The sequence below is a fragment of the Streptomyces sp. NPDC107454 genome (genome assembly GCF_055582885.1).
Window position 1 is genome coordinate 140,006 of the sequence record NZ_JBVJPA010000003.1, and the last position, 15,876, is coordinate 155,881.

Sequence of the window (15,876 nt, forward strand, 5' to 3'; positions counted from 1 at the left end):
TCTTTCCGCCCTCCTGACCGGATCGTCGTCACCTCGCGGTGTCCCGAACGCGTGCCCCTGACCGCACCCAGTAATCGCGAGGCCCTCATGTCTACTTTCCCCACCTCTCTCAGCTGCACCTCCCTCTCCTTCGCCTGGCCGGACGGAACCACCGTCTTCGACGACCTTCAGATCGCCTTCGGCCCCGGCAGGACCGGACTCGTCGGCGTCAACGGATCAGGGAAATCCACCCTGTTGAAGCTGATCGCGGGCGAACTGACCCCGGCCGACGGCACGATCCGCGTCACCGGCGAGGTCGGCTGTCTGCCGCAGAACGTCACGCTCGACACCGCCCTGCGGGTCGACGAGGCGCTCGGCATCGCCGCCACGCGTGCCGCGCTGCACGCCATCGAGGCGGGCGACGCGGCCGCGGAGCACTTCGACGTCGTCGGCGACGACTGGGACGTCGAGGAGCGGGCGCTCGCCATGCTCGGCGAACTCGGGCTCGGGCACGTCGAGCTGGACCGCACCATCGGCGAGGTCTCGGGCGGCGAGTCGGTTCTGCTGCGCCTGGCCGCGCTGCTGCTGCGCCGGCCGGACATCCTGCTGCTGGACGAGCCCACCAACAACCTCGACCTGTATGCGCGCAGGCGGCTGTACGCGGCCGTCGAGGCCTGGTCCGGGGTCATGGTCGTGGTCAGCCACGACCGCGAACTGCTGGATCTGGTCGACCAGATCGCCGATCTGCGGTCGGGCGAGGTCACCTGGTACGGGGGCAACTTCTCCGCGTACGAGGAGGTCCTCGCCGGCGAGCAGGAGGCGGCGGAGCGCATGGTGCGCGTCGCCGAGGCCGATCTGAAGAAGCAGAAGCGCGAGCTGGTCGACGCGCAGGTCAAGCTCGCACGTCGCAAGCGCTACGGGCAGAAGATGTTCGAGCAGAAGCGCGAGCCGAAGATCGTCATGGGTGCGCGCAAACGGGCCGCCCAGGAGTCGGCGGGCAAGCACCGCATCATGCATGAGGAGAAGCTCGCCGAGGCGAAGGACCGGCTCGACGACGCGGTGGAGGCCGTACGGGACGACGACGAGATCCGTGTCGACCTGCCGTACACGGCCGTACCGCCGGGCCGCACCGTGCTCACGCTGGAGAACCTGGAGCTGAGGTACGGCGCGCGCGTGCACGGTGTGTTCGATCTGCGCGGGCCCGAGCGGATCGCGCTGATCGGGCGCAACGGCGCGGGCAAGACGACGCTGCTGCGGACGATCGCCGGGGAGCTGGAGGCCGTGTCCGGCCAGGCGCTGGCCCATGTGCCGCTCCGGTTCCTGCCCCAGCGGCTCGATGTGCTCGACGGGGAGCTGACCGTGGCCGAGAACGTCGCCCGCTTCGCGCCCGCCGCCACCAACAACCGGGTCCGGGCGCGGCTCGCCCGCTTCCTGTTCAAGGGGGCGAAGGCCGACCAGCGGGCGGCGACGCTCTCCGGCGGCGAACGATTCCGGGCGGCGCTCGCGGCGCTGATGCTCGCCGAGCCCGCTCCGCAGCTCCTGATGCTCGACGAGCCGACCAACAACCTCGACCTGGCGAGCGTCCGTCAGCTCACCACGGCGCTCGAGTCCTACGAGGGCGCGCTGATCGTCGCCAGCCATGACCTGCCGTTCCTGGAGTCGATCGGAATCACACGCCGGCTGTTGCTGGAAGGAGGAGAACTGAAAGAAACCACGGCGGAAGCTGTCGGGTATCCGACATAGCGCCGGGCCCGGAGGCTGACTAACGTCGCCTCCGGGCACCGCCCCGCGTCACATTCGGACACGGGTCCGCCCGCCGTCCGGTCCGGGGGTGCCGAGTCGGGGGCTGTTGTGCGCGCGAACGGCGCTGCATGATGTGCGCCGACGCACCCTGCCGATTCGGAGACCGCACGTGCCCAGCCAGAAAGCCCTCATCCGCAGGCCCAGTCCCCGTCTCGCCGAGGGACTGGTGACGCACATCGAGCGCGAGAAGGTGGACGTCGACCTGGCCGTCGAGCAGTGGGAGGCGTACGCCGAGGCGCTGCGCACGCACGGCTGGGAAACCGTAGAGGTCGATCCGGCCGACGACTGCCCCGACTCGGTGTTCGTCGAGGACGCCGTGGTCGTCTTCCGCAATGTCGCGCTGATCTCCCGCCCCGGCGCCGAGTCCCGCCGCGCCGAGACCGCCGGGGTCGAGGAGGCCGTGGCCCGGCTGGGCTGCTCGGTGAACTGGATCTGGGAACCGGGCACCCTGGACGGCGGCGACGTCCTGAAGGTCGGCGACACGGTGTACGTGGGCCGCGGCGGGCGCACCAACGCGGCCGGGGTCCAGCAGCTGCGGGCGGCCCTCGAACCGCTCGGGGCGCGGGTCGTGGCCGTACCCGTGAACAAGGTGCTGCATCTGAAGTCGGCGGTCACCGCGCTGCCCGACGGGACGGTCATCGGCCATGAGCCCCTGGTGGACACGCCTTCGCTGTTCCCGCGCTTCCTGCCGGTGCCGGAGGAGTCCGGGGCGCACGTCGTGCTGCTCGGTGGCGGGAAGCTGCTGATGGCGGCGAGCGCCCCGAAGACGGCGGAGCTGCTCGCGGGCCTCGGTCACGAACCGGTTCTCGTGGACATCAGCGAGTTCGAGAAGCTCGAGGGGTGTGTGACATGCCTCTCGGTACGGCTTCGAGAGCTGTACGTCTGAGCACGCCCGATCGCTGCTGAGACCCCCACTGATCAGGCACTCTTTACAGCGAACTTAACCTACGGTTTCGTAACCTACGGATACGTAGCCTACGATGCCGTAGGTTTCGTCTCCGGCTCGGTGACCCGCCGGGCAACACCCTCGGTAAGACACCCGGCAACACCCTCAGTAACTCGCTCGGTATTTTCACGTCCCCCTGGAGCACCCGTGACGATCACTTCTCCCCACCTTGGCAGCCCGTCCGCCGCCTGGACCGACGCTCGGCTGCTCTACGCGTTGGAAGAAGTCGTCGAGACCGAGCTCAACCGCCACCTCAAGGTCGCCAAGGACTGGATGCCGCACGAGTACGTGCCGTTCAGCGACGCCCGGAACTTCCCCGGCTTCTTCGAGGACGGCGAGGCCTGGGACAAGGGGCAGTCCAAGGTCACGGAGATCGGCCGGATCGCGCTGGTCGTCAACCTGCTGACCGAGGACAACCTGCCGAGCTACCACCACGAGATCGCCGCGCTCTTCGGCCGTGACGGCGCCTGGGGCACCTGGGTGCACCGCTGGACCGCCGAGGAGGGCCGACACGGCATCGTGATGCGCGACTACCTGCTCGCCTCGCGCGCCGTCGACCCCGACAAGCTCGAGGCGTTCCGTATGGCGCACATGAACGAGGGCTTCGAGTCGGACAACCGCCACTCGATGCTGCACACGGTCGCGTACGTCGCCTTCCAGGAGCTCGCGACCCGCGTCTCGCACCGCAACACCGGTCACCAGTCGGGCGACCCGGTCTGCGACCGCATGCTGGCGCGCATCGCGACCGACGAGAACCTGCACATGGTCTTCTACCGGAACCTTCTCAAGGCCGCGTTCGAGCTGGCCCCCGACCTGGCCATGCAGTCCGTCCGCGACGTCGTCGTCAACTTCCGGATGCCCGGTCACGGCATGCCCGGCTTCGAGCGCGCCGCCGCGCAGATGGCCATCGGCGAGGTCTACAACATGCGCATCCACCACGACGACGTGCTGCAGCCGGTGCTGCGCCACCTGAAGGTCCTGGAGATGGACGGCCTCGGCCCCGAGGGTCTGCAGGCCCAGGAGGAGCTCGGCTTCTTCATGGGCGGCCTGGACGCGGAGGCCTCGAAGTTCGACGAGAAGCTCGCGGCCCGCAAGGCGCGGATGGCCGCGCGCGCCGCCGGCTGACCCCTTTCCGGTCGAAGCCGCCTCACTCGTACGCCGTCACCTGGTCCAGTGCCACGTCCCGCACGTCGGCCACCGGGTGGCGGCGCAGTGCTCTCAGCCGCTCCCGCCAGGGCGCGGCCCAGCCCGTGCGGGCGCCGATCGCCCCGGTGACGGCCGCCGCGAGCAGCCCCTCGCCGTGTCCGCCGTGCGCGCCCAGCCGCCGCGCCACCTCCAGCAGGACGTCGGGATCCCCCTCGTGTGCCTGCCGTCGCAGTCGCTCCCCGAGCTCCCGGGCCGTCCGTGCGGCCAGCGCCGGGCGTCCCTCGGTGAGGGCGGCCAGGCGCCCCAGGTCCCCCGGTTCCCCGTCGAGGTCCAGGTGGAACGCCGTGATTGCGGCCGCCTGCGGTACGAAGGCGTCGTACCCGGCGAGCAGCTCGCCTGCGGCGAGGGCCGCCGGCCGGATGGGTCCCGGGGCCGTTCTGGCCTGCTGGGCGAGGCGCACGACGAGGTAGTCGACGCGCTGCCTGGCCGGTCGGTCGCGCCGCTCGTCGGCATCGGCGCGGCCGATCTCCTCCGTCGCCGCGGCCGTCTCCGCCTCCGCCAACGCGCGCAGCGCCTGTTGCAGGCCCCGGCCGCCGCGTGGTGAGCCCATCGCCGCGGTCACCAGACCATTGGCCGCCGCGCGCCAGCTGACGCGCCCCGTCAGATCGGTGACGGCGTCGGCGAGGACCGTCGGCGACTCGGGGGACCAGGGCGCCCAGCGGGCCAGGGCGTCGAAGGCCAGGGTGGCGGTCTCGGGATCGTCGGTGGACGACACCTCGCGGACCAGTCCGGCGTACCGCTCGCGGTGGGGCTCGGGCAGGTCAAGCGGGGTGACGCGCAGGATCGCTGTGCGCAGTACCGGCTCGGCGCCCGCGGCGTCGCGCAGCAGTCCCCAGACCGGCTCCTCGGCGAGCAGGCCGCCCGCGAAGGCCACGATGGCGGCGCGGACGTCGACGTGGGTGCCCGGCGCCGCGTACGCCTCGGTCAGCAGCGCCGCCGCCCGTGGCATCGGGAGGCGTACGGCGGCGAGCCGGGCGGCCTCCTTGCGGCTGGTCACCTTGGCGCGCGGCGCGAAGAGCACCGCGCGCAGCTGCGCGGCCAGGAGCGAGGGCGCCGCGTACCGGGACGCCTGGGTGGCCGCGTAGACGGCGACCCGCGCCCGCTCGCCGCCCGCGTGCGCCAGCAGCTCGGGCAGCGCGTCGGCGGGCCGGTCCGTACGCGCGAGTGCGGCGAGCGCCGCCTCGGCGAGCAGTACGTCCGGGGACCCGGTCCAGTGGCGTACGAGATCGGTGCCGCTGCCGGGGACGAGGGCGCCCTGCTGGACGGCGGCGGCCCGCTCGAAGAGCGGCAGCGCGACGTCCTCGGTCCGGTCCGCCAACTGTCGTGCCACCGCGTGCTGTTGGCGTGGCGCCCAGCGCCGTACGTCGCGATCCACCGGTACGGTCCAGGGGGTGCCCTTGGTCAGAAAGCGGCCGTACGGAGGGGTCTCGGCGAGCAGCGGGTCGAGCAGGTCGGTGCGGTGCCGGGTGACGATCCCCAGGACCGGCCACAGCGTGCCCGCGGACGGTTCGAACGCGAGGATGCGGGCCACCCGTTCGTCGCGGGTCGCGGGCGGCTCGAGCCACAGTTCGACCGCGTGGCGCATGGTCGCGTCATTGCCGTACCGGATGGCCTGCCAGAGGAGTTCCTGAAGTTCGGGCATGCCGGCGGCGCGCCGCCCGACCGCGCGGGCGAGCGTGAAGGCGAGGCTGTAGTCGGCCTTTTCGGCACCCGCCTCGATCCAGGGGCGCAGGGCCTCGTACACCTGGTGCTCCTGGCCGCGCCGCAGGGTCGTGTCGAGACGGCCGAGGTCGGCGCCACCGGTGTTGCCGGAGATCCGGACCAGGGTGCGCAGGGCCCAGTTCACCAGCTCACGCTGTCCGCCCGCCGCGTGCTCGCGCAGTACGGACAGGGCGAGGTCGCTGAGGTTCTCCCGGGTGGCGGGCGAGGAGTCGCGGGCCTCGACGGCGTCCGCCGTGATGCGGTCGAGGTGCGGCTCGGCGTCCTCGGTGAACAGCGCGGGCCGCACCCTGGACAGTGCGTCGAGCGCGGCCGAGCGCACCGGGTCGTGTTCGTTGCGCAGCCGGCCCATCTCCTCCAGGACGGACGTGACGGCCGTGTGGTCGCCGGAGCGGGCGGCGTTGCGGATGAGCAACGTCCAGGCTTCGGCGCGGTCTTCGGCGGACGGGCGGCGGGTGGCCTGGACGAGCCGTTCGCGTGCTTCCTCGACGGGCAGGAAGGACTCGGCGAGCAGCAGGGCGTTCCACGGGGCACCGTGCTCGCGTGCGACGGCCGCCGCGCGTCGGGCCTCTTCGGTGACACTGCTGCGTGGCAGCACCGCGAGGATCATCGTGTCGATGGTGGCGTGTCCGGCTCCTCGGCCTTCCTGTGCGGCCTGGTAGAAGGCGTGGCGTCGCGCCGGCGGCAGTGCCTTCACGAGCGGCGCGAGATCACCCCAGTCGGCCAAGACCCTGCTGAATGCAGGGAGTTCGGGCGCGTCGGAACGGGCCAGCCTGCGCAGCACGGCGGGGCGCAGGGCGCGGTAGCGGCGCGCGGCGAATCCGGTGGGGGTGAGCAGCAGTCGCAGCAGCCGGCTCGGGTCGGCCGCCGCGAACCGCGGGAAGTGGTCGTGCAGCGGGCGGGGCAGGATGGCGGGCCCGAAGCGTACGAGAAGGTCGAGCACGCGCAGGGGCTCCGTCGCGACGGTGGCGGCCACGCCCGGGACGTACCGGCCCCACCAGGTGTCCCGCAGGGCCTCGGGGAGCGCCGCCAGCTCGCCTTCCGCGACATCGAGAAGGGTGCCGGGATGCCGCCTGGCGAGGGTCTTCCAGCCGGTGACGGCGTGGAAGAGTTCGGGCAGCAGCCGGGCGACCGTCTCCGGCGCGCAGCCCGGCAGCAGACGGGCCGCCTCGGCGTCGCCCCAGTCCCGCCGCAGCCCCGGCAGCAGCCGGTCGGCCAGTGCCGTGCGCCGTCCCGCGACGATCGCGCGCAACAGCTCCCTGCGGACCGCCTCCGGGACGTCGTCGAGTGCCGACTCGTAGGCGGAGTCCGGCACTTGGAGGCTGTCCGCGACCCGGAGGGCGTGTCCGCGCACGAAGGCGTCCGGGTCGGCGATGCGGTCCGCGATCCACTCGGCGTCGCGGCCTATGGCGGCCGCGACGACGGCGATCCCCCGTTCGTACGGTCCGCGGGATTCGAGTTCCTCCAGCATGGGCCGCAGCGGGGCCTGTTCCTTCACCCGCAGGGCGAGTTCGCGCATGCGCTGGGGGAAGGGCAGCGGGTCGAGGGCGTTGAGCAGACTGTCGGCGTGCCGCTGCGGGGTGCGATCCATGCGGGGATTGTGCCTGCTGGAGCGCGCGTGGCGTACTGGTTTCCCGGTGTGCTCCGGCGGGCCGGGGGCATCGTCGGGAAACCTGAGGGGCAGGGGGCGGGGCGGCTGGATTCGAACCAGCGTGTTCCGGTTTTGGAGACCAGGTGCGCCTGCCTCTGCGCTACGGCCCCGCCCTTGAGTCCGAGCGTAGCGGCGCCGTGCGGTGGACGCTGCGTACGGCGGCGACGTCGGCCGGGACCGACGGCATCGGGAGGTGTGCGCTGAGCGCGTCCAGGCGCCGCTTCACACTGGTCGCGATGGACTGCCCCAGCACGAACCGGGTCGCGGTCGCGGCGCGCGGGGCGGTGTCGAGGAGACGGTGGGCCTCGCGGCTGCGCATGCCGGTGTGGGCGAGGACGAGGTGGGTGAGGCGGTGTCCGGCGCTCGCGAGGGTGTGGGCGATGTCGGTGGCCGCCGTGAGGTCGACGCGGTTGTCGGCGGCACCGAGCACCGCGGCCGCCCGCACCCGCCCGAGGTCGAGCAGGGTGACTCCCGCCGTGGTCGCCGCCGCCACCAGCCGGGCGGCGGCGCTCGGCCCGATGCCGTTGCTGGCGACGGAGAGCCGGGTGAGCCGTCCGTGCGGTGCCCGCGCCAGCGCGTCGGCCAGACGCAGCGCGCCCTCGTCTCCCAACCCTGCCGCGGATACGTAGAGTTCGTCGACCGCGCCCTCGGCGATGAGCGCGGACAGCGGCACCGCGCCCGCCGCGCCGAGCGGATTGCCGCCCACGAACAGCCGCTCGACGCGGCGGCCGTTCTCCGTCGCGGCGAGGAGGGCGTCGGCGAGGACGACGGCGCCCGTCGCGTCGAGCCCGGTCTGCACGAGGTCCAGCGTGCGCAACGATCGTACGGCTTCGACGAGTTCGGCTGCGGCCCGCCCTCCCCCGCTGCCCAGCGGGTTGCGTTTGAGCCAGACGCCCGTGACGACCCGCGGCGAGGCGCGCAGGTTGTCGGCGATACGGCAGGCGCCGCCCGCGGTGATCCCGTTGCAGCCGAGGTAGAGCGTCTCGACCTCGGCACGCGCGGCGACCGCGGCGGCTCCCTCGTCGCCGAGCCCGTCGGTGCCGAGCAGCAAGTGCCGTACGGGAGAGGGCCTCTCGGAGACGCCGGACATCTCGGAGAGGGCCTCGGCGACCAGCGCGGCGCCCCGCGCTCCGAGTCCCTGCTTGCACAGGTCGAGGCGCCCGTCGGGCAGCGCCGTACCGGCCGTGAAGTCCAGCCGCTCGCCGGCCGGGCGGCCGTCGCGCAACCAGTCGAGCAGCGGGGCGAGTTCGGTCAAGGGGCGCGGTACGACCGCCGGTACGCCCGCGAACCGCGGGTCCGGCTGCCGCTGCGGCTCGGTCACCATTCCGCCTCCCGGTAGTCCTTGAGGAACACCCCGGACACGGGTGTGCCCGCCTCGCCCCGCACGATCGGGTCGTACACCCGGGCCGCTCCGTCCACGATGTCGAGGGGGGTGCGGAACCCCGCGCCCGCCATCCGCTCCTTCTTGGGAGCGGGGTTCTCGTCGGTGATCCAGCCGGTGTCGACGGCGCACATGTGTACGCCCTGTTCGGCGAGTTCGGCGGCGCTGGTGCGCGTGAGCATGTTGAGGGCGGCCTTGGCCATGTTGGTGTGCGGATGGCCGGCCATCTTGTTGCGTACGGCGAAGCGGCCCTCGACGGCGGTCACGTTGACGACATATCGCCGCGGGTGGGGCGAGGCGAGCAGCAGGGGCAGCAGCCGGTCGCAGAGCAGCGCCGGGGCGAGCGCGTTGACCAACTGGGTCTCCAGGACCTCGGCCGGGTCGAGTGCGCCCAGCCGGGCCGACCAGGAGTTCTCCGGGGAGGGGTCGGGCAGCAGCCCTGCCTCGTCGGCCTCCCGCAGCGCCGCGGGGAGCGCGGAGGGACCACCACCGGCCAGCGCCCGCATCGGGGTGAACCCCGGTGCCTCCCGGGCCCCTTCGGGCAGTCCGGCGCGCTCCCCGGCGGCCAGCAGCGCGTAGGAGTCGGCGGGCCGCCGTACCGTCTGCGCGGCGTTGTTGACCAGGATGTCGAGAGGCTCGCCCTCCTGCCTCAACTGCTCGCAGATCCCCAGCACCTGGCGCGGATCACGGAGATCCACCGCCAGCACCGTCAGCCGGTCCAGCCACTTCGCGCTGCCCGGTTCGGCGCGGAAGCGACGCATGGTGTCGTGCGGAAAGCGGCTGGTGACCAGGAGTTCTGCGCCGTCGCGCAGCATCATCAGGGCCAGCTGGAAGCCGATCTTGACCCGGCCTCCGGTGAGCAGCGCGCGACGGCCGCTCAGGTCGGTGGTGAGCGCACGCCGGGCGGTGTTGTCCGAGGCGCAGTCCGGGCACAGCCGGTGGTAGAAGGCGTCGACCTGTCGATAGGGCGTCTTGCAGACATAGCAGGAACGGGGCCTCACGAAGACGCCGCCGCCCCCGGGACGGTCGAGCGGTGCGTCCTCCCGCCGGTCGAGCGCTCCCGTCGCGGTCGCGGCCATCACGGCCGCGTCGGCGGCGCAGAGTTCGGCGCCGCGCACCTTGCGCCTGCGCACCCGCCCGTCCCGCGCGAAGGACGCGGCGACCTGCTCGGCGCGCAGCCTCACCGGGTCGTCGACGGGCAGTGCCCGCAGCTTGCCGACCGTACGGTGGAACGCCGCCAGTTCGTCCTGCGTGATCGCGCCGCCGTCACCCATGTGTCCCCGCCCCGCGTGTGCGCCGCCGTGGTCCTGACCGGATTCGAACCGGCGTATCCGCCTTGGACGGGCGGTGAGTCTGCCTCTGCTCCACAGGACCTTGCTGTCCCGGTCCACCCGGCCGGACGCAGCCCGGACGACCGGATTCGAACCGGCGTATCCGCCTTGCCAAGGCGGCGAGTCTGCCTCTGCTCTACGCCCGGGTGCGCCACGGCGATCGTAACCACCGCCGCCGGATCGCCCCACCGAATTACGGCAGGGCTCCGGACCGGGACCGATTACGGCAGGGCCCTGGACCGGGGCAAGGCGCCGCCCGGACGCGGCTGTTCACGGCGACCGGCGCGGGGCCCGGCCTCGTAGGGGCCGTTTCGGCGTCGTGGAGGTCAGTTCTGGTCCGCGCGCCGGAGGCTGAGCCGTTCCTTCTCGGACAGGCCGCCCCAGACGCCGAAGCGTTCGTCGTTGTTCAGCGCGTACTCGAGGCAGGCGGGGCGCATCTCGCACATCCCGCAGATGCGCTTCGCCTCACGCACCGAGCTGCCCGGCTCGGGAAAGAAGAAATCGGCCCCGGTCTGCGCGCACAACGCCTGCTCCTGCCAGGCGGAGTCGGCCGGGGTCATGGTGTCGGTGTGCATGACGAGAATCGTGCCGCGCCGCGAAAAACGTTCGATCAACGCGGGATCAACGCCATGTACCGAGGCACCAGGCGGCTCGCCGCAGAGTATGAAAACAAAACAAACATAACCGATCACCCAGGGTAATCACAATGGTCCCTCCTGCCCGCGGTGGGAGTCCTGGCGGCGATTGTCAGTGGGCGGTGCCAGACTCGGCAGTACAGGCAACGGGACCCCTTAGAGGAGGGCACAACATGCTCACCACCCGCTTTGTCACCGGCGCTCCGAACTGGCTCGATGTCGGCACCCCCGACATCGAAGGCGCCTCGTCCTTCTATGGCGGCCTCTTCGGCTGGCAGTTCCAGTCGGCAGGCCCCGACGCCGGCGGCTACGGTTTCTTCCAGCTCGCCGGAAAGACCGCCGCGGGCGGTATGCAGACCACCGAGGAGCAGGGCCCGCCCTCCTGGACGGTGTACTTCCAGAGCCCCGACGCGCAGGCCACGGCCAAGGCCGCCGAGCAGGCCGGCGGCAGCGTGCTCTTCCAGCCCATGGACGTCATGGGCCAGGGCCACATGGCGATTCTCGCGGACGAGGCGGGTGTGTCCTTCGGCATCTGGCAGCCGGGCCTGAACAAGGGCATCGACGTGGCGGGTGACCCGGGTTCGCTGTGCTGGGTCGAGCTCTACACCCCGGACGAGCCGGCGGCCGCCGCGTTCTACAACTCCGTGTTCGGCTGGGAGACCTCGGCCGCTTCGTTCCCCGGCGGCACGTACACCTGCATCAACCCCGCCGGGGCGGAGGAGACGGACATGTTCGGCGGCGTCGTCCCGCTGGCCGACGACCCGACCGAGGCCCAGACGGGCGCGTACTGGCTGCCGTACTTCGAGGTCACCGACACGGACGCCACCGTCAGCAAGGCCCAGGAGCTGGGCGGCACGGTCCGTATGCCCGCCACGGACCTGGAGGGCGTCGGCCGCATGGCGAAGCTCGCCGACCCGTACGGGGCGCGCTTCGCGGTCATCAAGAGCGCCACGCGAGAGAGCTGAGCGTACGGGCGAGGCCGGTGGGGCTCCTGCACGGGGCCTCACCGGCCCCCTCTTCAGTTCTGCCCTGGTCTGCCTTCAGCTCTGACCTGGTCTGCTGCCCTCCGCCCGGAAAACGGGGAAAACTCCCCAGTTCTCGGTTCGACGCTACCATCAGTTCCGGGGAGCGCTCCCCGGAACTTCCGAGAGGCGACATGATGAAGGTCGACGTGAACGGGCCCGGTCCGGTGCGGCGGCGCGACGCGCGGCGCAACCGCGAGCTGCTGGTCGAGGCGGCTCGCGAGGTGTTCGCCGTGCAGGGCCTGGACGCGCCGCTCGATGTGATCGCACGCCGGGCCGGTGTCGGAAACGCCACGCTCTACCGGCACTTCCCCAGCCGCGCCGCGCTGGTCGACGCGGTCTTCAGCGACTCGCTCACACAGACCATGGACGCCGGAGACCGGGCCCGGACCGCCGACGACGCCTGGGCGGGTCTGCTGGGATACGTCGAAGAGGTCTTCGAGGGCCTCGCCACCGACCGCGGTGCCAACGATCTGATGACCACGCATCTGGAGGGCGTCCACTCCCTCGACTCCGTGCACGCCCACAACCGGGAGACGGTGGAGGTGCTCCTGCGCCGCGGCCGCGAACAGGGCACGGTCCGCGACGATCTCACCACCGAGGACCTCCTCGTGGCGCTCGCCGTACTCGGCCGCGCCGTCCCGGCCCTCACGAGCACCGCCCCGGACGCCTGGCGCCGCCCCCTCGCCCTCCTCCTCGACGGACTGCGCGCCTCCCCCACCGCCGCCCCGCTGCCCGAGCCGTCGCTCACCGCGCCCCAACTCGGCACCTTCCTCGGCAATTTGGGCCCGCACCGGGATTGAAGTAGGCGAAGGGATGCGAACCGGAGCGGGCGGGCGCACCACGGGAGCGACGCCCTACGCGGAAACCCGTCGCACCAACGTCGTCGGCAGCACCACGCCGGCCGGGCCACCGTCCGCCCCCTGCCCCTGCTTGCCCGCCCGGCGATCGAGGTCGCGCAGCAGCAGCCGGGCCATCAACCGGCCCATTTCCTCTATGTCCTGACGGACCGTCGTGAGAGGTGGGTCCGTCTGTTCGGCGACCGGCAGCATGTCGTCGAACCCGATCACGGCGACGTCGTCCGGCACCCGCCGCCCCCGTTCGCGCAGCACCCGCAGGGCTCCCGAGGCCGTCAGGTCGTTCGCCGCGAACACCGCGTCGACGTCCGGGCAGCGATCCAGCAGCTCCCGCATCGCACGCTCGCCGCCCGCGGGCGTGAAGTCGCTCTCGACGACGAGCCGCGGATCGGCGTCGCCCATGACGTCCCGGAAGCCGTCGAGCCGGTCGACGGCGGAGGTCTGGTCGAGGGCGCCGGTGATGTGCGCGACGCGGGTGCGGCCGAGTCCGACGAGATGGCGTACGGCCTCGCGGGCGCCGCCCCGGTTGTCGCTGTCGACGTAGACGGCCCGCCGTGCACCGTCGCCCCAGCCGGGTCGCCCGCCGAACACGGTCGGCACGCCCGCGCCGTGGATCAGCTCCGGCAGCGGGTCGTCGAGGTGCAGCGAGAAGACGAGCGCGCCGTCGACATGGCCGCCGGCGAGGTACCGGCCGACGCGCGCGTGGTCGTCGCGGCCCTCGGTGAGCAGCAGGACGAGCTGCGAGTCGTGTGCGGTCAGCTCCTTGCTGATGCCACGGAGCTGGAGGGCGAAGAAGGGGTCGGCGAAGACCCTGGTCTCCGGTTCGGCGATGACGACGGCGACGGCGTCGTGACGCCGGGTGACCAGGCTGCGGGCGGCCTGGTTGGGGACGTAACCGAGCTCCTCGACGGCCCGTCTGACCCGCTCGACGAGCGGTTCGCGCACCCCGTCGCCGCCGTTGACGACGCGTGAGGCGGTCGCCCGTGAGACCCCGGCTCGCGCGGCCACGGCCTCCAGCGTGGGGCGCGACGCTGTCTCGGTCACCTCAGGGCTCCTCCTCGGCGGTTGCCAAGAAGGATAGCCCCGGCCAGCACGCGTTGAGAGCGCTCCCCGACCGCGTCAGCTCCGCCCGCGGGACCGCCGACCGGAGCCGCCGGGCAGGATCTCAGGCCCTGTCGTCCTCGCGCTTGGCCCGGCTCGGTTGCACCCGTTTGGGCTCGCCCGGCATCTTCGGGTACTCGGGGGGATACGGCAGGTCCCCGAGGCCGTGGTCGTGTTCATCGCGGCTGGCCAACTCCAGGAGCGCTTCGAGGGAGAAGGCGTGGTCGTCCATGTCGGCGTGCACATCGCCGAGTTCGGCGAAGCGCTTGGGCATGGTCGCCAGGTCGAAGTCCCGGGGACGCGCGTCGGCCACCTCGTCCCAGCGCAGGGGCGCGGAGACGGGGGCGTGCGGGCGGGGCCGTACCGAATAGGCGGAGGCGATCGTGCGGTCGCGCGCGGTCTGGTTGTAGTCGACGAAGATCTTCTCGCCGCGTTCCTCCTTCCACCAGGCGGTGGTCACCTGGTCGGGCATCCGGCGTTCGAGTTCGCGCCCGGCGGCGATCGCGGCCCGGCGGACCTGGGTGAAGGTCCAGCGCGGCGCGATCGGGACGAAGACATGCAGCCCTCGTCCGCCGGAGGTCTTGGGCCAGCCGCGCAGATCGCCGTACTCGTGCAGGACCTCGCGCAGCTCATGGGCGGCGCGCACGGCGTCCTCGTAGTCCGTGCCGGGCTGTGGGTCGAGGTCGATGCGGAGCTCGTCGGGGTGGTCGACATCGTCGCGGCGCACCGGCCACGGGTGGAAGGTGAGGGTGCCGTACTGCGCGGCCCACACCACGGCCGCGACCTCGGTGGGGCACATCTCGTCGGCGGTGCGCCCGCTGGGGAAGGTGATGTGCGCGGTCGGGATCCAGTCGGGCATGTTCTTGGGCGCCCGCTTCTGGAAGAAGCTCTCGCCCGTGACGCCCTCCGGGTACCGCTCCAGGGTGGTGGGGCGGTCGCGCAGGGCACGCAGGATGCCCTCGCCGACGGACAGGTAGTACTGGGCGAGGTCCAGCTTCGTGAAGCCGCGCTCCGGAAAGAAGATCCTGCCCGGGCTGGACAGACGTACGGTCCTCCCGGCTGCGTCGAGTTCCACCGCATCGGCCATGCGAGCCACGGTAGGCCCAGCCCGTACAGCTCGCACACCGGGCGAAAGGCATCGTGTCGCCGCAGAATCGGAGCATGGATCTGCCGGTGATGCCGCCCGTGAAGCCGATGCTCGCCAAGTCCGTGGCGAAGATCCCGCCGGACATGCAGTACGAGGCGAAGTGGGACGGCTTCCGCGCGATCGTGTTCCGCGACGGCGACGAGGTCGAGCTCGGCAGTCGTACCGGCAAGACGCTGACCAGGTACTTCCCCGAGCTGGTGGCGGCGTTGCGGGAGCGGCTGCCGGAGCGCTGTGTGATGGACGGCGAGATCGTGATCGCCAGGGAGGGACGGCTCGACTTCGACGCGCTCACCGAGCGCATCCATCCCGCGGACTCCCGGGTGCGGATGCTGGCGGAGAAGACTCCCGCCTCCTTCGTGGCCTTCGATCTGCTGGCACTGGCCGACGAGTCGCTGCTCGACGTGGCCCTCGGCGACCGGCGGGCCCTGCTGACGACGGCGCTGTCGGGGGTGACGGCCCCGGTTCACGTGGCACCGGCGACCACGGACCGCGAGGTGGCGGAACGGTGGTTCGAACAGTACGAGGGCGCGGGCCTCGACGGGATCATCGCCAAGCCGCTCAACCTGCGCTACCGGCAGGACGAGCGGGCCATGTTCAAGATCAAGCACGAGCGCACCGCGGACGTCGTCGTCGCGGGGTACCGCCTCCACAAGAGCGGGCCCGTCGTCGGTTCCCTGCTGCTCGGTCTGTACGACGACCGGGGCACTCTCCAGCACGTGGGGGTGAGCGCCGCCTTCCCGATGAAACAGCGGGCACAGCTGGTGGAGGAGCTGGAGCCGCTGCGCATGGAGGACGTCGAGCGGCATCCCTGGGCGGCCTGGTCGCAGGAATCGGCGCACGAGTCCGCGCGGCTGCCGGGCGCGCCCAGCCGGTGGTCGACGAAGAAGGACTTCTCCTGGGTGCCGCTGCGGCCCGAGCGCGTGGCTGAGGTGGCGTACGACCACATGGAGAACGGCGCGCGGTTCCGTCACACCGCCCGCTTCCGCCGCTGGCGCCCGGACCGGACCGCGGAGAGCTGCACGTACAGCCAGTTGGACGAGCCCGTCGGGTACGACCTCGCGGAGATCCTCGGCCCGCAGAACTGACGCTGTCACCCGC

General features: G+C 72.1%; 12 protein-coding genes and 3 tRNA genes. 6 read left to right on the forward strand and 9 right to left on the reverse strand.

Translation table 11 applies throughout. The features are described 5' to 3' along the window. Nucleotides 1-87: 87 nt before the first annotated feature. From ACZ69M_RS08265 to ACZ69M_RS08275, 3 genes are all read left to right on the forward strand, one after another. Nucleotides 88-1,722, forward strand: a complete 1,635-nt coding sequence (locus ACZ69M_RS08265; protein ID WP_470047768.1) for an ABC-F family ATP-binding cassette domain-containing protein — start codon at nt 88-90, stop codon at nt 1,720-1,722. A gap of 169 nt (nt 1,723-1,891) precedes the next feature. Further along, nucleotides 1,892-2,668 (forward strand): dimethylargininase, encoded by a 777-nt coding sequence (gene ddaH, locus ACZ69M_RS08270; protein ID WP_470047770.1) that lies wholly within the window; start codon nt 1,892-1,894, stop codon nt 2,666-2,668. A 207-nt stretch (nt 2,669-2,875) separates the two neighbouring features. Further along, entirely contained in the window at nt 2,876-3,853 is a 978-nt protein-coding gene (locus tag ACZ69M_RS08275; protein ID WP_470047772.1) for an acyl-ACP desaturase, read from the forward strand. Between the two features lie 22 nt (nt 3,854-3,875). Here the strand turns inward: ACZ69M_RS08275 and ACZ69M_RS08280 are convergent, their stop codons facing one another. From ACZ69M_RS08280 to ACZ69M_RS08310, 7 genes are all read right to left on the reverse strand, one after another. After that, nucleotides 3,876-7,244, reverse strand: a complete 3,369-nt coding sequence (locus ACZ69M_RS08280; protein WP_470047774.1) for a hypothetical protein — start codon at nt 7,242-7,244, stop codon at nt 3,876-3,878. Nucleotides 7,245-7,339: 95 nt separating this feature from the next. Further along, nucleotides 7,340-7,416 (reverse strand) — tRNA-Trp (locus ACZ69M_RS08285). Next, nucleotides 7,405-8,628 (reverse strand): leucine-rich repeat domain-containing protein, encoded by a 1,224-nt coding sequence (locus tag ACZ69M_RS08290; protein ID WP_470047776.1) that lies wholly within the window; start codon nt 8,626-8,628, stop codon nt 7,405-7,407. The genes ACZ69M_RS08285 and ACZ69M_RS08290 overlap by 12 nt, the downstream gene beginning before the upstream one ends. Then, entirely contained in the window at nt 8,622-9,959 is a 1,338-nt protein-coding gene (locus ACZ69M_RS08295; RefSeq protein WP_470047778.1) for an SDR family NAD(P)-dependent oxidoreductase, read from the reverse strand. The genes ACZ69M_RS08290 and ACZ69M_RS08295 overlap by 7 nt, the downstream gene beginning before the upstream one ends. 28 nt (nt 9,960-9,987) lie before the next feature. Then, nucleotides 9,988-10,059 (reverse strand) — tRNA-Gly (locus tag ACZ69M_RS08300). Between the two features lie 31 nt (nt 10,060-10,090). Continuing rightward, a tRNA-Ala gene (locus ACZ69M_RS08305) sits at nt 10,091-10,162 on the reverse strand. 180 nt (nt 10,163-10,342) lie between these two features. Further along, nucleotides 10,343-10,591: a WhiB family transcriptional regulator gene (locus tag ACZ69M_RS08310; protein WP_470048375.1), complete on the reverse strand. Its 249-nt coding sequence runs from the start codon at nt 10,589-10,591 to the stop codon at nt 10,343-10,345. Nucleotides 10,592-10,824: 233 nt separating this feature from the next. On the opposite strand from ACZ69M_RS08310, the gene ACZ69M_RS08315 reads away from it, so the two are divergent. Further along, the gene (locus ACZ69M_RS08315) at nt 10,825-11,616 is read left to right on the forward strand and encodes a VOC family protein (RefSeq protein WP_470047780.1); all 792 of its coding nucleotides are present in this window, start codon (nt 10,825-10,827) and stop codon (nt 11,614-11,616) included. Between the two features lie 194 nt (nt 11,617-11,810). Continuing rightward, nucleotides 11,811-12,476: a TetR/AcrR family transcriptional regulator gene (locus ACZ69M_RS08320; RefSeq protein ID WP_470048377.1), complete on the forward strand. Its 666-nt coding sequence runs from the start codon at nt 11,811-11,813 to the stop codon at nt 12,474-12,476. Between the two features lie 54 nt (nt 12,477-12,530). On the opposite strand, the gene ACZ69M_RS08325 is transcribed toward ACZ69M_RS08320, so the two are convergent. Then, nucleotides 12,531-13,574: a LacI family DNA-binding transcriptional regulator gene (locus ACZ69M_RS08325; protein ID WP_470047782.1), complete on the reverse strand. Its 1,044-nt coding sequence runs from the start codon at nt 13,572-13,574 to the stop codon at nt 12,531-12,533. Nucleotides 13,575-13,695: 121 nt separating this feature from the next. After that, complete coding sequence (ligD, locus tag ACZ69M_RS08330) at nt 13,696-14,718, reverse strand: non-homologous end-joining DNA ligase (protein ID WP_470047784.1); 1,023 nt, start codon at nt 14,716-14,718, stop codon at nt 13,696-13,698. A 74-nt stretch (nt 14,719-14,792) separates the two neighbouring features. Here ligD and ACZ69M_RS08335 point away from each other — a divergent pair, with 74 nt between their 5' ends. Then, the gene (locus ACZ69M_RS08335; RefSeq protein WP_470047786.1) at nt 14,793-15,863 is read left to right on the forward strand and encodes an ATP-dependent DNA ligase; all 1,071 of its coding nucleotides are present in this window, start codon (nt 14,793-14,795) and stop codon (nt 15,861-15,863) included. Nucleotides 15,864-15,876 lie beyond the last annotated feature (13 nt).

Coding starts and splice junctions, on each gene's coding strand:
- ACZ69M_RS08265 (WP_470047768.1), top strand. CDS start 88: ATGTCTACTTTCCCCACCTCTCTCAGCTGCACCTCCCTCTCCTTCGCC.
- ACZ69M_RS08280 (WP_470047774.1), bottom strand. CDS start 7,244: ATGGATCGCACCCCGCAGCGGCACGCCGACAGTCTGCTCAACGCCCTC.
- ACZ69M_RS08290 (WP_470047776.1), bottom strand. CDS start 8,628: ATGGTGACCGAGCCGCAGCGGCAGCCGGACCCGCGGTTCGCGGGCGTA.
- ACZ69M_RS08295 (WP_470047778.1), bottom strand. CDS start 9,959: ATGGGTGACGGCGGCGCGATCACGCAGGACGAACTGGCGGCGTTCCAC.
- ACZ69M_RS08310 (WP_470048375.1), bottom strand. CDS start 10,591: ATGCACACCGACACCATGACCCCGGCCGACTCCGCCTGGCAGGAGCAG.
- ACZ69M_RS08315 (WP_470047780.1), top strand. CDS start 10,825: ATGCTCACCACCCGCTTTGTCACCGGCGCTCCGAACTGGCTCGATGTC.
- ACZ69M_RS08320 (WP_470048377.1), top strand. CDS start 11,811: ATGAAGGTCGACGTGAACGGGCCCGGTCCGGTGCGGCGGCGCGACGCG.
- ligD (WP_470047784.1), bottom strand. CDS start 14,718: ATGGCCGATGCGGTGGAACTCGACGCAGCCGGGAGGACCGTACGTCTG.
- ACZ69M_RS08335 (WP_470047786.1), top strand. CDS start 14,793: ATGGATCTGCCGGTGATGCCGCCCGTGAAGCCGATGCTCGCCAAGTCC.